The sequence below is a fragment of the Massilia norwichensis genome (assembly GCF_024753245.1).
Lineage (GTDB): Bacteria > Pseudomonadota > Gammaproteobacteria > Burkholderiales > Burkholderiaceae_D > Telluria > Telluria norwichensis.
The window spans coordinates 140,438-155,281 of the sequence record NZ_JANUGX010000008.1 but is presented as its reverse complement, the minus strand read 5'-3'; the positions used below and the strand labels follow the sequence as shown (position 1 = coordinate 155,281).

At 68.0% G+C, this 14,844-nt stretch carries 14 protein-coding genes; 3 read left to right on the top strand and 11 right to left on the bottom strand.

What is annotated here, in order from left to right:
* Positions 1-4 precede the first annotated feature (4 nt).
* From NX782_RS09190 to gspG, 10 genes are read right to left on the bottom strand one after another with little or no spacing between them, the layout of a single operon-like run.
* A complete protein-coding gene (locus NX782_RS09190) occupies positions 5-379 on the bottom strand; it encodes a type II secretion system protein (RefSeq protein ID WP_258845144.1) in 375 nt (124 codons plus the stop codon).
* 4 nt (positions 380-383) lie between these two features.
* On the bottom strand, positions 384-857 hold the full coding sequence (locus tag NX782_RS09185) for a type II secretion system protein (RefSeq protein WP_258845143.1): 474 nt from the start codon (positions 855-857) through the stop codon (positions 384-386).
* Positions 858-859: 2 nt separating this feature from the next.
* On the bottom strand, positions 860-2,941 hold the full coding sequence (locus NX782_RS09180) for a secretin GspD/PilQ domain-containing protein (protein ID WP_258845142.1): 2,082 nt from the start codon (positions 2,939-2,941) through the stop codon (positions 860-862).
* The gene (locus NX782_RS09175; RefSeq protein WP_258845141.1) at positions 2,938-3,558 is read right to left on the bottom strand and encodes a hypothetical protein; all 621 of its coding nucleotides are present in this window, start codon (positions 3,556-3,558) and stop codon (positions 2,938-2,940) included. Before NX782_RS09175 ends, NX782_RS09180 begins: the two co-directional genes overlap by 4 nt.
* Positions 3,555-4,160 (bottom strand): hypothetical protein, encoded by a 606-nt coding sequence (locus NX782_RS09170; protein WP_258845140.1) that lies wholly within the window; start codon positions 4,158-4,160, stop codon positions 3,555-3,557. The genes NX782_RS09175 and NX782_RS09170 overlap by 4 nt, the downstream gene beginning before the upstream one ends.
* Positions 4,157-4,717 carry a PilN domain-containing protein gene (locus tag NX782_RS09165; RefSeq protein WP_258845139.1) on the bottom strand — a complete coding sequence of 187 codons (561 nt, stop codon included), beginning with the start codon at positions 4,715-4,717 and terminating at the stop codon, positions 4,157-4,159. Before NX782_RS09165 ends, NX782_RS09170 begins: the two co-directional genes overlap by 4 nt.
* Positions 4,714-5,523 (bottom strand): hypothetical protein, encoded by an 810-nt coding sequence (locus NX782_RS09160; RefSeq protein WP_258845138.1) that lies wholly within the window; start codon positions 5,521-5,523, stop codon positions 4,714-4,716. Before NX782_RS09160 ends, NX782_RS09165 begins: the two co-directional genes overlap by 4 nt.
* Entirely contained in the window at positions 5,516-7,246 is a 1,731-nt protein-coding gene (locus NX782_RS09155) for a GspE/PulE family protein (RefSeq protein ID WP_258845137.1), read from the bottom strand. Before NX782_RS09155 ends, NX782_RS09160 begins: the two co-directional genes overlap by 8 nt.
* The gene (locus tag NX782_RS09150; RefSeq protein ID WP_258845136.1) at positions 7,243-8,436 is read right to left on the bottom strand and encodes a type II secretion system F family protein; all 1,194 of its coding nucleotides are present in this window, start codon (positions 8,434-8,436) and stop codon (positions 7,243-7,245) included. Before NX782_RS09150 ends, NX782_RS09155 begins: the two co-directional genes overlap by 4 nt.
* 36 nt (positions 8,437-8,472) lie before the next feature.
* Complete coding sequence (gspG, locus tag NX782_RS09145) at positions 8,473-8,922, bottom strand: type II secretion system major pseudopilin GspG (protein WP_258845135.1); 450 nt, start codon at positions 8,920-8,922, stop codon at positions 8,473-8,475.
* Between the two features lie 372 nt (positions 8,923-9,294).
* On the opposite strand from gspG, the gene NX782_RS09140 reads away from it, so the two are divergent.
* Together NX782_RS09140 and NX782_RS09135 are read left to right on the top strand one after the other, a co-directional pair.
* Positions 9,295-10,047: an NF038120 family PEP-CTERM protein gene (locus tag NX782_RS09140; RefSeq protein WP_258845134.1), complete on the top strand. Its 753-nt coding sequence runs from the start codon at positions 9,295-9,297 to the stop codon at positions 10,045-10,047.
* Positions 10,048-10,090: 43 nt separating this feature from the next.
* Positions 10,091-13,261 carry a S8 family serine peptidase gene (locus tag NX782_RS09135; RefSeq protein ID WP_258845133.1) on the top strand — a complete coding sequence of 1,057 codons (3,171 nt, stop codon included), beginning with the start codon at positions 10,091-10,093 and terminating at the stop codon, positions 13,259-13,261.
* A gap of 91 nt (positions 13,262-13,352) precedes the next feature.
* On the opposite strand, the gene NX782_RS09130 is transcribed toward NX782_RS09135, so the two are convergent.
* A complete protein-coding gene (locus NX782_RS09130) occupies positions 13,353-13,673 on the bottom strand; it encodes a hypothetical protein (protein WP_258845132.1) in 321 nt (106 codons plus the stop codon).
* A gap of 376 nt (positions 13,674-14,049) precedes the next feature.
* Here NX782_RS09130 and NX782_RS09125 point away from each other — a divergent pair, with 376 nt between their 5' ends.
* Positions 14,050-14,781 carry an NF038120 family PEP-CTERM protein gene (locus tag NX782_RS09125; RefSeq protein WP_258845131.1) on the top strand — a complete coding sequence of 244 codons (732 nt, stop codon included), beginning with the start codon at positions 14,050-14,052 and terminating at the stop codon, positions 14,779-14,781.
* Positions 14,782-14,844 lie beyond the last annotated feature (63 nt).

Genomic DNA, 14,844 nt, shown 5'->3' with positions numbered 1-14,844 from the left:
CGCGCTACCATTCCGAATACGGCTTGCCGTTGCGGCCCTTGCCTTCGGCGCTGCTGTGCAGGTCGTAGACGTTGCCGCGCGTCGGGTCCTCGGGCGGCACCAGCACCCAGCCGGCATCGGTGTCCGCCACCGGATCGAAGGGCAGCCGCGGCAGGTATTTTTTCTCGACCAGCTGCTCCAGCGATTCCGGATAGCGTCCGGTATCGGCATAGAACTGGTCGATCACGGCGCGCGTGGTGCGCAGGTTCTCGGCCAGGATGGTCTCTTTCGTCTTGTCGACGCTGGGGAAGAAGCGCGGCACGGCGAGCGTCAGCAGCAAGGCCACGATGCCCAGCACCACCAGCAGTTCGATCAGGGTGAATCCGCGATTGCGCTTCATCTTCTCACCATCGGTTATACGGAATGCCGTTCAGCCCCACCCGGCCGGACAGCGAATACACGTCGTACACGTCGTCGCCTTCCTTCGGCTCCTTGGCCTCGCTGGCGTAGCTGCGCTTGCCCCAGGTCTGGGCGTCTTCGAGGGCCGGGTCGGCGCCGAAGGGATCGCGCGGCAGGCGGCGCAGGAAGTAGATCTTGGCCTTCTTCGGGCTGCGCTGGTCGACCACGCCGTCCACCAGCAGCTCCAGCTTGGGCGGATAGCCGGTGGCGCCGGCCGGCTTGGCGATGCGGCCCTCGTCGCTGGCCTTCTTGTAGGCGTCGATGGCCAGGCGGATCTCGCGCAGGGCCAGGCGCAGGTCCTGTTCGTGGCGGCGCTGCACGGCCATGCTGGCGGCCGGCACCACCATGGCGCCGAGCAGGGCCAGGATGGCGAGCGTGACCAGAAGCTCGATCAGCGTGAAGCCGCGCGCGCGCCGCATCGTCAGCGGGCCGGCACCGGCGTCACGTCGGGTTTCGGCAGCGGCACCACCTGCACGCCCGGGGTGGACGGCAGCGCGGTGGCCGGCACCGAAGCCGGTGGGGCCGACGGCGGCTGGCCGCTCACGCTGACGCTGGTGGCCGGAACCATGGTGCCTTGCGGTCCGCCGGCCGCCGATGGCGGCACGCTCTGCTGGATCGCGCCCGGCGGCATCGCGGCCGGCACACCCGAAGGTATCTGCTGCGCAGGCTGCCCCGGCTGTACCGGCTGTCCCGCCTGCCCCTGCGGCGGACGCGCCCCCGGCAGCTGCGCCGGCGGCCGCGCCGCATTATCTGGACGGCGGCGGAAGCTGGCCTCGGTGCCGGCGCTGAACTCGGCGGCATTCGCGGTCGGGCGCTGGATGTTGCGCACCAGGTGGGGCGTGATCGACAGCACCACCTCGGTCTTGTCGCGCGTGTCCTGCCGGCTGCCGAACAGGCGGCCCACCAGCGGCAGGTCGCCCAGGCCCGGCAGATGGGTGGCGCTGCTGCGCTCGTCGTTCTTGATCAGGCCCGCCAGCACCTGGTTCTCGCCATCCTTCAACTGCAGCATGGTGGCGGCCGAGCGCGTGCCGATGCGGTAGGCGGTGGTGCCGGTCTTGGTCGTGATGGTGTCGACCAGGGTGCTGGCTTCGAGCGAAATGCGGATGCCGATCTCGTTGTTCAGGTAGATGGTCGGCTCGACGTTCAGGGTCAGGCCGACGTCGACGTAGTTCACCGACTCCGAAGCGAAGCCGCCCACACCCGAGGAAATCGTGGTGGTGATGGTCGGCAGCTTGTCGCCGATGACGACCTTGGCCTTTTCCTTGTTGCGCACGCGGATGCGCGGCGCGGCCAGGGTGTTGGCGTCGCCGTCGGTCTTCTTGGCGGTGATCGAGGCCGAGATCGGCGACACGCCGATCGTGCTGGAGTTGATGCCGCGCAGCTGGTCGATGGTGAGCGGCACGTCGTTCAGGTTGGTCAGCGGCGCGAAGGACAGCGAGGTCGGCCAGTCGACGCCGAGGTCGAGCAGGCGGTTGCGCTGCACTTCCAGGACCTCGACGTCGAGCACCACCTCGGGTTCCGGCACGTCCTGCAGCTGCACCAGCTGGGTCGCCAGCTTGACCGCTTCCGGGCTGTCGCGCAGGATCACCAGGTTCAGCTTTTCGTCCACCACCACGTCGCGCGACTTGAGGATGGTCTTGAGCGTGTTGGCGATGCTCTTCGCCTCCGCATTCGCCAGGTAGAAGGTCTTGACCGTCATCTCCTGGTATTCCTTCTGCTTGGCCGCCACGTTCGGGTAGATCAGGATGGTGTTGCCATCCATGACCTGGCGCTCGAGCTGGTTGGTCATCAGGAGGTAGTAGACGGCCGACTCCACCGTGCTGTTCTTCAGGAAGATCGAGGCGCGCTGGTCGGTCTTGACGTCTTTATCGAACAGGAAGTTCAGGCCCGAGTGGCGGGCGATGACTTCGAAGATCTGCTTGATCGGCGCATCGCGGAATTCCAGGCTGATCGGCGAGCGGTAGGCCGCCGCCAGCGCCGCCTCGCCGGGCGCGGCGGCGGTCTTCTCGTTCACTTCGGCCAGCATCTGGCGCGCCGGCTCGTGGCTCGGGCGCTCGCTCAGGATCGCGCCCAGCTTCTGGCGCGCAGCCTCGTAGTCCTTGCGCTCGAACGCGGCGCGCGCATCCTCGAGCAGCACGCTGTGGCGGCGGTCGGCCTCGACCTGGCGCAGGCCGGCGCGCGCACGGTCGTTGACCGGGTCGATGGCCAGCACGCGCTGGTAGTCCTGCAGGGCCAGCTGGGCCTTGCCGTCGGCGATCGCGCGGTCGGCCTGGGTCAGCAGGCGCTGGGTGGCGGTGTCGCGCGCGCGCAGGTAGGCCGACTTATAGCCGGCATGGGTCGGATTGACGCTGACTGCTTCCTGGTACTTCAGCAGGCCGGCCTCGACCTTGTCCTGGGCCACCAGTTCGTTGCCGGCGCGGTAGGCGCTCTCTCCCGCGCAACCGGATACCAGCAGGGCCACGGCCAGGGAAAGCGCCACATTGATGCTCGGACGAGGGATCACTCGAACACTCCAATATTGAGCTGCTGAACCTGGTTCAGCGGCAGGTAAGTCAGGGTCAGCACCGGCGGCGCGATGGCGTCGACGCGGTAGGTGCCGTCGAGCAGGGTCTTGTCGCGCACGACATAGGTGCGGTCGCCGCGCGCCAGATAGACCTCCCAGGCGCCGTCGGCCACGGATTTGCCGATGAAGGTGAACGGCAAGGGCGGCGCGCTCGGCGGCGGCGGCGGCGGCGCGGGTGCGGGCGGCGGTGGCGGCGGGGTCCAGTCCTGGCGCCCGAACACGCCATTCTCGCCCTGGCGGAACTGGGTGTCGCTGTCGCCGATCAGGGTCTCGCGCGGGATCAGGGCCAGGATAGTCGTGCCGGGGCCGCCGGCGGTCGTGGCCACGGTGGCGGCCGCGGTGGCGGTGGCGGTGGCGGTGGCGGTGCGTGGCGGCGCGGCGGCATCCGCGGCAGACCTGAGGGCCGACGGCGCGGACGGCGCCGGCTGCACCGGGCGCGCGGCCGGCGCCCGCTCGACCGCTTCCGCCACGTCGGTGTCCGGCGTGCGGTCGCCGAACAGCACCAGCGCCGCCGCGGCGACCAGGGCCGCGCCCATGGCGATGTGGCGCGGCTTCATGGCGCCGCTCCCGGCACGTCCTTCAGGTACAGGGTCAGGCGCAGGCGCGCCTCCACCGTCGGGTCCTGGATGCCGTCGCGGCGGAAGCTGATGTCGTCCAGCGAAGCGAAGGGGATCTCGCGCAGCGCGCCCATCGCGAACTGCCAGATCGCGCCGTAGCCGCCTTTTACCGGCAGGTTGACCTGGTAGGTGCCGACGCGGGCGTTGCGGTCGTAGCCGGTCTTGTACTCGCCCTGGCTGAGCATCAGGCCATTCTTCGCGGCCAGCGCGAACAGGGTCCGGACCTGCTGCTCGGCGTAGCGGCGCGGTCCCAGCGCCGCATAGAAGGCGTCCAGGTTGTCGATCGAAGGCAACGGCTGCGGCACCGGCGCGGCCGGGGCGGACGGCGCGGCATGGGCGGCCGACGCCGATGCCGCCTGGCGCGCGGCGCGGGCCGCCAGCAGGGCATCGCGCTCGGCCTCGAGGCCGGCGTTCGCATGCAGGGTCCAGGCCAGCGCGGCGGCGATGGCGAGGAAGGCCGCACCGCATGCCACCGGCAGCGGCCAGGCTCGCAAAGCCAGTTGCAGGCGCAGCGCCAGCGTGCCGAAGGACAGCGGCTTCATTGCGCAGGCCTCCAGCGGGCATCGAGCTGGAAGCGGATCGGGCGGTTCGGATCCTGCTCGTTGATCTCGTGGCGCGCCAGCACCACGGCGCTGAACCACGCATCCTTCTGCAGCTGCTCGACGTAGGCGATCATGTCTTCGCTGCTCTTCGCTTCGGCGGTGATGCGCACGGTGCTCTTGCGCGCATCCGGCTCCAGCGCCAGCAAGGCGATATTGGCCGGGGTGCCGGCCTGCACCGCGTCGTGCAGCGCGCGCCACGGCAGGTTCAGTTGCAGCACGGCGGCGTTCACCGCATTCGCCTGGGCTTCGGGCACCGGCGCGCGCACCGCCACCGGCGCCGCCTCGGCCTGGGCCTGGGTCGCTGCCCGTGCCTGCGCCTGCCCCTGCGCACGCAGCAGCGCGACCTCGCCCTGCTCGCGTCGCAACGCGCTGCTGGCGGCGAGCAGCGCCATCGCCGCGGCCAGGACCGCAAACAACAGGGCCCAGCCCTGGCGCGGCATGCGCAGGATGCTGCGCGCCACACCCGGCGGCGCGAAATCGATGTTCACCTTCCTCATGGCGCCCTCCCCGTCATCGCCAGCCGCGCGCTGTCCGGCCACAGCGGATCGAGTTCGTCCTCGAACAGCGTGCAGGCGAACTTCAGGCGCCCCGCGCTGCTGGCCCAGCCCTTGGGCGCCGGGCCGCTGACCTGCAGGCGCTCCGGCCGGCCCAGGCCCACCCGCAGCGCTTCGCGGGCGACATGGCCTTCGAGCCAGTCACGGTCGGCGCCTTCCGGAATCGGCGCGGTGCGCACCGCGGCCAGCTTGTCGCCGTCGAAGGCGGCCACGCTCAGCACCCCGCCATGCACCAGCCCGAACCAGGCGCCGGGGCGGCGCATCGCGCGGTGCTGGTTCAGCGCGGCGACGAATTGCGGCTGCACCTCGATCAGGCGGAAACCGCTGCCTGACGCCGCCGCCTGCAGCTGCGCCAGCAGGGTCTGCGGCACGGCGGCGGCCAGGAAGGGGCGCGTCGCGCTCCAGTCGGCGCGGATCTGCCAGCCGGCCGGGCTGGCGCCGAACAGCGCCTGGTAGCGCAGCGCGCAGGCGGCTTCGAAGTCGGCCATGCGGGTGGCGCCAGGGGGCGGCGCGACCTGCCACAGGCGCACCAGCTCGTCGGACAGCACCACGCGCAGCGCCCAGCCGCTACCCTCCTGGTCGGCCAGCATGCGGCCGGCTTCGCGCAGCACGGCGTCGATATTGTTTTCCTTGAAGCGCGCCTGGGCCAGCAGCTGCGCCTGCTCGTGCGGCCAGAAGCCGGTGCGCACCAGCGCCAGCCCGTCGGGCGCGAGGCCCAGCCGCAATCCCCGTCCGAACCACTTACGCATGCAGGGTCACCCGTTTGATTTCTTCGATGGTGGTGGCGCCGCGCTTGACCAGGTCCAGCGCCGCCAGGCGCAGGCTGCGGGTGCCGTTGGCGGCGGCCGCGGCCTTGATGCGGCGGATCGGCTGCTTGTCGACGATCAGCTCGCGGATCTCGTCGTTCAGGGTCAGGATCTCGGCGATCGAGCGGCGGCCCTTGTAGCCGGTGCCGCGGCAATCGCCGCAGCCTTTGCCGCGCATGAACAGGTAGTCGCCCACCTCTTCCGGATGCAGATGCGCCGATGCCAGTTCGGCCTGGTCCGGCTCGTAGGGCGTGGCGCAGTGCGGGCAGTTCATGCGGATCAGGCGCTGGGCCCAGATCCCGTTCAGGGCCGACACGAAGGCGTAGGGATCGATGCCCATGTGGGTGAAGCGGCCGAACACGTCGAACACGTTGTTGGCGTGGACCGTCGTCAGCACCAGGTGTCCGGTCAGCGCCGACTGCACCGCGATCTCGGCGGTCTCGCGGTCGCGGATCTCGCCGACCATGATCTTGTCCGGGTCATGGCGCAGGATCGAGCGCAGGCCCTTGGCGAAGGTCAGGCCCTTCTTCTCGTTCACCGGGATCTGCAGGATGCCGGGCAGCTGGTACTCGACCGGGTCCTCGATGGTGATGATCTTCTCGCGGCCGTTGTGGATCTCGGTCAGCGCCGCGTACAGCGTGGTGGTCTTGCCCGAGCCGGTCGGCCCGGTCACCAGCAGCATGCCGTAGGCTTCCTGGGCCAGACTGCGCAGGGTCGCCAGCGAAGGCGCGTCGAAGCCCAGCGCCTCCAGCGTCAGGGAACCGTAGGACTCGATCATGGCGCGCTTGTCGAGGATACGGATCACCGCATCCTCGCCGTGGATGCTCGGCATGATGGAAACGCGCAGGTCGATCTCGCGCCCGCCCGATTCGACACGGAAGCTCCCGTCCTGCGGGATGCGGCGCTCGGCGATGTCGAGTTCCGCCAGCACTTTCAGACGCGAGATGATGTGCTCGGCCAGCTCGATGCCGCCGACCGAGGCCGCGTGATCGAGCACGCCATCGACGCGGTATTTGACCGCCAGGCCGCCGGTGGTGCTCTCCAGGTGGATATCGGAAGCGCCGGCCTTGAGCGCATCGTAGAGGGTCGAGTTGACCAGCTTGACGGCCGGGCTGGTACCTTCCGCGACCGAGGCGAAGGACAGCACCGACGCCGTCTTGCCGTCGCGCCGCGGGTCGAGCTTGGACGCCCCGCTGTCGCCGACCAGGGTGTCGACCGCGCGCGCCGATTCCTCCTGCTTGCCCAGATAAGCCTGGATGTCGCCGGCCAGCGCCAGGCGCAGGTGCAGCGGACGGGCCGCCGTGCAGCCGGCCTGCGCCGCCAGCCAGGTCTGCAGATCCAGGTCGAAGGGGTCGGCGATCACGCCGGTCAACAGGCCCTGCGCATCCGACGCGTCGGACCGGCGCAGCAGCACGCAATGCCGCGCCAGCGCCTGCGCCAGCGGCAGCAGGTCGAAGGCCGGCTGCTGGCCGAACATCTCCAGCGTCTCCATGACCGTCAGGCCGAAAGGCTCGGCCAGCTGGCGCACGATCTGGCGCGCTTCCAGGCCGGACAGCGCCTGCAGCTCCTCGACCAGCGAGCGCTGCGACTGGCGGCTCTGCGCGCGCGCCCGGGCCAGCAGCGCCGCATCGAATTGCGCGAACGGTTCGACGGGTGCAACGCTCACGACATGTCTCCGGCAAGGTCGAAAATCGGCATGTACAGCAGCACCACGATGGCACCGACCACCAGGCCGATGGCGGCCATCAGCAGCGGCTCGAAGGTGCGGGTGAAACGGTCGATCCAGCGTCCGATCTCGCCGTCGTAGAAGGCGGCCGAGCGGGTCAGCATCGGGCCCATGTCGCCGGTGCGCTCGCCCACGCGCAGCATGCGCAGCGAGATCGGCGTGGTCAAGCCGTTGGCTTCGAAGGCATCGGACATCGGGCGCCCGGATTCGATCGCGCTTTTGGCGGCGCGCAGGCCGGCGCGGATGCCGGGCGAGACCATGCCCTGCACGGTCTCGATCGCGCTCACCAGGGTGATGCCGCCTTCGTTCAGCATGCCCAGGGTCAGGTAGAGGCGCGACAGTTCATACACGCGGGCGCGCTCGCCGATGCCGGGGAGTTTCGCCAGCAGGCGCGCCGCCCCGCCCTGGCGCAGCACGCGCCGGATGCCGAAGGCCGCCAGCGCGATCAGGGCGGCGAAGGACAGCAGCAGCCCGCCCGCATGGCGGCCGGCGAACTGGCCCCAATCGAGCATCAGGCGCGACATCCACGGCAGGTTGCGGCCGGCGCCCTGGTAGACCTCGGCGAAGCGCGGCACCACATAAGACATCAGGAAGATCGAGACGCCGCCGCCGACCACCAGCAGGATCACCGGGTAGATCGAGGCGCTGACGATTTTCGCGCGCACCGTGTCGATGCGCTGCTGGTATTCGATATAGCGTTCGAGCGCGCGCGGCAGGTCGCTGGTGCCTTCGGCGGCGCGTACGATGCCGACGTAGAGCGGCGGGAACAGGGTCGGCTGCTCCGCCAGCACACCCGACAGGCGCTTGCCTTCGCGCAGGCCGCCCAGCAGGCGCTCGAGCACGGCGCGGGTGGCGGGGCTGGCCTCTTTCTCCAGCAAGGCTTCGAGGCTTTCGACGATGCCCAGGCCGGCGGTGAGGAGGGCCAGCAATTCCTGGCTGAACAGCACCAGCGACAGCTTGCCGCTACTGCGCCGCGTGAAGGAAAAGCCGGCCGCCCCGACCCGCTCGACCGCACTCACATACAGGCCGCGCGCCTCGACCTGACGGCGCGCGTCCGCCTCATCCGAGGCATCGACCACCACGCTGGCGATGGTCATGTCGGGAGCGAGGGTGCGAACCGCGAACTGCATGGAAACCGGGGCAGGAAAAGGGAAACGTGGAGGCGCTTACTGCGAACTGATATCGGCGGCTTCGCCGGTGCCGCCGGGCTGGCCGTCCTTGCCCAGCGAGACGATCTCGTACTCGCCCTTGGTGCCGGGCGCGCGGTACTGGTAGGCGTGGCCCCAGGGGTCGGCCGGCACCCCCTTCTTCAGGTAAGGGCCGTTCCATTTGCCGGCCGCGGTGGGCGGCGCGCTCATCAATGCGTTCAGGCCTTCCTCGGTGGTGGGATAGCGGCCGACGTCGAGGCGGTAGGTGTCGAGGGATTTTTCGAAGGCTTCGATCTGGGCGCGCGCGACCGTCACTTCGGACTTGCCGAGCTGCGAGAAATACTTGGGACCGACATAGGCCGCCAGCAAACCGATGATGACGATCACCACCAGCAGCTCGAGCAGGGTGAAGCCCGCGCTGCGCGCGCCGCCCGCTCTTGTTGCGCCCCGGTACAGCTGTGAAACCATTCCTGCTCCTTTGTGCCTTTTAGAAAGCCTAGCTCTGCAAGGCTACCACGCCGCTTGGCGCACCGACAATTTCTTTTTCAACAGCCCAACCGATGAGTGTGCATCCATTGATGAGCAATCTATCGATTTGTCGCAAACGTGTAGCGAATTTTGAACGTGGCGATTTGCATTCCGAGATGCATTTTTAATAGGAGAAACCAAATTAAATTCTCATATGCATGATTAAAACCATCAATAAATCGTTGAAATTTTTCTCACAACAGTTGCACTCGTTGCTATATTTCATTGCAACCGAGTAAATATCACGGTTTGTCACCAGCCTGCGTCCGGCCACCGGAAACGTCTCAACCATAACGAAAAAAGGCAGATCTCATGATTCGGAATTCCCAACTCTCCAAACTCCTTGGCGCGGCCCTGGTTGCCGCAGCGGCTGCGGCGGCGCCTGCCCATGCCGGCGTCATCACCTTCGAAGACGGGTATGGTCCCGTCGGCGGTATGGACAGCAGTAATCCCGATTCATGGACCTACGAGGCTTACCGTGAAGCCGGCTACGCGATCGGCTTCTACTCGAACGTGGTCGGCGGCGAAGGCAGCCTGGTCGGCGCCTTCATCGACGGCGACGAGTCGACCTGCGACACCTCCTCCATGGCCTGCCCGGCCAACAAGAGCGGGAAGTACTACGCCGCGCTGAACGACAGCTACATGGACATCATGTTCGAGGCCGGCGCCGGCTTCATGCTCAAGTCCTTCGACGCCAGCTTCGTCGGCAGCAGCCCGAGCCTGGCCAGCTACCCGAACCCGCCGGGCCTGATCCGCGTCCAGGGCTTCAAGGCCGACGGCAGCTACCTGCTGCAGGACTTCTGGCTGAACGGCCCGACCGCCGCCGGCTTCCAGCTGAACCACTTCGACACCACCGGCGCCTTCGCCAACACGGTCTTCGTCGAAGCCCTGGTGTTCGGCTATTCCTGCGACACCACCGGCAGCTGCAAGGCCTTCCAGACCAACAAGGGCCAGTTCGCGATCGACAACATCGCGATGACCGACATTCCGGAACCGGCCACCGCCGCCATCGTGGGCCTCGGCCTGCTGGGCCTGGGCGCCGCCCGCCGCCGCCGCAAGGCCTGAACCACGCATCCGCAAAAACAACGACAAGAGAGGAAAAACCAGAATGAAGATGCGTCCCCTTTCCGCAGCCGTCGCGCTGCTGCTGGCCGGCTTCGCCGCGAGCGTCCAGGCCGACGACCTGCGCCGTCCCTATATCGTGCAACTGGCCGACAAGCCGGTATCGTCCTATACCGGCGAGATCGCCGGCCTGCCGGCCACCCAGCCCGCGCCGGGCGCCCGCCTGGATGTCGACTCGACCGACGTCCAGCTGTACAGCGACTACCTGGGCCAGAAGCAGCAGATCGTGCGCGCCAGCATCGCCGATGCGCCGGTGCTGTACAACTACAGCGTGGTGCTGAACGGCTTCGCCGCCCTGCTGACCGACGATGAAGTGCGCGCCCTGCAGCTGCGCAGCGATGTCGCCGCGATCACCCCGGACACGCCGCGCCAGGTGACCACCACCTACACTTCGCGCTTCCTGGGCCTGGACAAGTCCGACGGCCTGTGGACCAGGCTGGGCGGCAAGACCAAAGCCGGCGAAAACATCATCATCGGCATCGTCGACGGCGGTATCTGGCCGGAGAACCCCGCCTATGCCGACCGCGTCGACGCCGACGGCAAGCCGACCTTCGACAACAACGGCACCCTGGCCTACGACGCGCCGCCGGCGCGCTGGAAAGGCATCTGCCAGCCGGGCGAAGGCTTCACCGTCGCCGCCTGTAACAACAAGCTGATCGGCGCCCAGTACTTCGACGCCACCTACTCCACGGTCGGCAAGACCACCCACTGGACCGAATTCCGCTCGCCGCGCGACTCGATCGGCGGCAACGTCGGCCATGGCGGCCACGGCGACCACACCGCCAGCACCGCCGGCGGCAACAGCGGCGCCGAAGCCATCGTCAACGGCGTCAACCTGGGTCCGGTCTCGGGCATGGCGCCGCGCGCCCGCCTGGCCGCCTACAAGGTGTGCTGGACCTACAACGAGCCGACCGACCCGACCGGCGGCAAGAACAGCTGCTATACCGGCGACAGCGTCGCGGCGATCGAAAAGGCCGTGGTCGATGGCGTCAACGTGATCAACTTCTCGATCAGCGGCGGCACCAGCGTCACCGACCCGGTCGAGCAGGCCTTCTTCCACGCCTCGAACGCCGGCGTGTTCGTCTCGGCCTCGGCCGGCAACGACGGCCCGGCCAACCAGGTCGCCCACATCAGCCCGTGGCAGGCCACCGTCGCCGCCTCGACCCACGACCGCGAACTGCAGTCCGACGTCATCCTCGGCAACGGCAACAGGTACACCGGCGCCTCGATGATCGTGAACCCGTTGCCGGCCGCGCCGATGATCACCGCCGAGCAGGCCGCCCTGCCGGGTTCGAGCGCGAACTCGGCATCGCTGTGCTACAGCTCGACCTGGACCAGCCCGGACTGGACGGTGGCCAAGCCCTCGCTCGATCCGGCCAAGGTGGCCGGCAAGATCGTGACCTGCACCCGCGGCACCAACGACCGTCTCGACAAGAGCAAGGCCGTGAAGGAAGCCGGCGGCGTCGGCATGGTCCTGATCGACAACGGCGCCGGCCTGGTGGGCGAAGTGCACAATGTCCCGACCGTGCACGTGACGGCCGCCAACGGCGCCATCATCAAGACCTATGCCGCATCGCAGGGCGCCAGCGCGTCGATGACGAAATTCGTCACCGGCACCTCGAGCGTGAAAGCGCCGGTGGTGGCTTCGTTCTCCTCGCGCGGCCCGAACCGCTACGACGGCAACCAGCTCAAGCCCGACCTGGCCGCTCCCGGCGTCGACATCATCGCCGCCGTGACCCCGGAGATGACCCCGGCCCAGCGCGCCGACGTCGTCAACGGCACCGCCGCCCCGATGAATGCCTGGGCGTCCTACCAGGGCACCTCGATGGCCGCGCCGCACGTCGCCGGTATCGCCGCCCTGCTGAAGCAGCAGCACCCGGACTGGACCCCGGCGATGATCAAGTCGGCGCTGATGACCTCGGCCACCGACACCTTCGCCGACACCCAGGCGGGCGACCTGCGCGGCACGCTGGCATTCGGCCAGGGCGCCGGCCACATCAACCCGAACGGCGCGAGCGACCCGGGCCTGGTGTTCAATGCGATGCAGGCCGACTACCAGAAATACCTGTGCGGCCTGGGCGTGTCCAGCAATTGCGCGGGCGGTTCGATCGCCGGCTACAACCTGAACCTGCCGTCGATCGCGGTCGGCAACGTGCTCGGCACCGTCACCGTGACCCGCACCGTCACCAACGTCGGCGCCAGCGCCGCGACCTACACCCCGGGCGGCTCGATGCAGGGCTTCTCGATGTCGGTCAGCCCGGCCACGCTGGTGCTGCAGCCGGGCGAGAGCAAGTCCTTCAACCTGACCCTGACCCGCACCAACGCCGCCAACAACACCTGGCAGTACGGTTCGCTGCGCTGGAGCGACGGCGCCGGCCACGTGGTGCGCATCCCGGTCGTGGCGCGTTCCGGCCAGCCGGTCATCGCCCCCGGCCTGATCGCCAGCACGAAGGCCAGCGGCATGAAGACCCTGTCGGTGACGACCGGCTTCACCGGCACCCTGGGCTCGGCCTTCGGCGGCCTGAAGGAAATCACGAAGACCAATGACACGGTCGCCCAGGCACCCGCCGGCAGCGTCGACAATGCCGCCCAGATGCAAACCGCCTGCCGGGCCAGCATCAATGGCGTGCGCGTGACGAACGTCACGATCCCGACCGGCACCTTGCTGGCCCAGTTCGAGCTGTTCAACCGCGATACCGAAGGCGGCAACATCGCCAACGGTACCGACCTCGACCTCGCCGTGCTGAACCCGAGCGGCACCGTGGTGGCCTATTCGGGCAATGGCGGCTCGAACGAGCTGGCGGCACTGAACGCGCCGGTGGCCGGCACCTACAAGGTCTGCGTGGCCGGCTGGAAGGCCGCCAACGGCGCTTCGGCCAGCTACGCGCTGTCCTCGGCCGTCGTGACCTCGAGCGACCGCGGCGGCAACTTCAAGGTGCTGATGCCGGCCAAGGTGTATGCCGGCAGCGCAGCATCGCTGACTGCCAGCTGGTCGAACCTCGCCACCGGCAAGCGCTTCGTCGGCGCGCTGCAGCTGAAGGATACGGCCGGCGCCCCGGCTGCCACCACGGTCTTCCAGGTGGAAACCAACAACCCGATCCCGCTGGGCGAACCGGTGGACCGCGACGCCGTCGTGCGCCAGGACTCGGGTATTTAATAAGAGGGAAAGTCCGGGACCCGCGTCCCGGACACAAAAAAGCTGCGGGCCTTCGGGCCGCAGCTTTTTTCGTTTTTCGGACCCGCTTGTTTCAGCGGGCCTGCAGCGGACCGTCGCCGGCCTGGCAGGTACCGGCGCGGCAGACGGCGCCCGGGTCCATCAGGAACTGGCAGGTCGACATCACGCCCGAGGCCTTGTTGGCGGCGCGCCGCTCTTCCTTGTAGCGCTCGCCCAGGGCTTCGATCTCGGCCTGCGGCGTCCTGGCCGAGGACCAGGGCAAATAGCTCTCGGGGCCGCCGCAGGGGCGCGCACCGAGCGGCAGCGAATGGCACTGGGCGTCGCTGGTGCAGGACGGGGTGCCGGCCAGGGCGCGGATCCGCGCCAGCGTATCGCCCTGCCCATCCGCCGACACGTTAGCGGCAGCGGGTGTCCGGGGTGTCGGTCGGACTTGCGACGTGGCGGCGGTGCAGGCCGTGCAGCCGGCCAGTAGTAAAAGAAGTAAGGTTCGCATCCGCTCATCATGCGCCCTCAGGCAGGACAGCGTCAATTGTGCGCTGATGCAAGATAGAAAATGTGGTCGAGCAGCAATCCATTCTTCAAATAAATTGACGGACCGAATTATAGGCAAATATTGTTCTGCCCAACTGATCAGTTACCGTATGTTCGTTTGTGTGTTAGCCATCTAACAAATGTTGTCTTTCTTGATATACTCGATATTAATGTTTTGATCGACATCAGTCTTCCCGCATGCCGCGCATCCGCGCTTATTTCATCGAAAGGAAGTTCATATGAGTCCAGTCAAGCGTCTGCTCGGTGCTGCCGCATTCGCCATTGCGTCGGTTGGCGCGGCCCAGGCGGCCGTCATCACCTTCGAGGGCCAGACCGGTCCGGCCTTCAACCAGCGAAGCTTCAACGAGGCAGGCTATAACGTGAGCTTCTTCGATCCGGGCGCCGCGGCGCCGCCGAACACGGTGCTGGTCGGCCGCTTCATCGACGGCAGCAATCCCGCCAGCTGTGCGCCCAGCACCTGCCCAACCGACAACCCGACCACCTATCTGGACCTGTTCAATACCGGCTACGTCGACATCACGGCCGGCACGCCGGGTGCGACCTTCCGCTTCAGCTCGCTCGATGCCAGCTTCATCGCCTCCGAAAACATCATCTATCCGATGTTTCCGGCGGCCCTGCAGGTGATCGGCTTCCGCGCGGACAGCAGCTCCACGTCGATCCAGTTCAATATCACCAGCGCGCTCGACTTCCAGACCTTCAACGCGGCGGATGCCGACGGCGGCGCCGCGTTCGCGCAGGAAGACTTCGTCGAGATCGCCATCGTCGGCTTCGGCTGCAATGCCGCCGGCGAGTGCAGCGGCCTGGACGGCACCCCGGGCGAGATCGGCCTCGACAACATCGTGCTGTCGGATCTGCCCCCGCCCACCGGCAACGTACCCGAACCGGCCACGCTGTCGCTGATGGCGTTCGGCCTGATGGGCCTGGGCGCCCGCCTGCGTCGCCGCACCTGACCCTGATCGCCCCCTGCGCAAGCTTCGCTGGCGTCATCCGCAGCATGCTGCATAGATGACGCC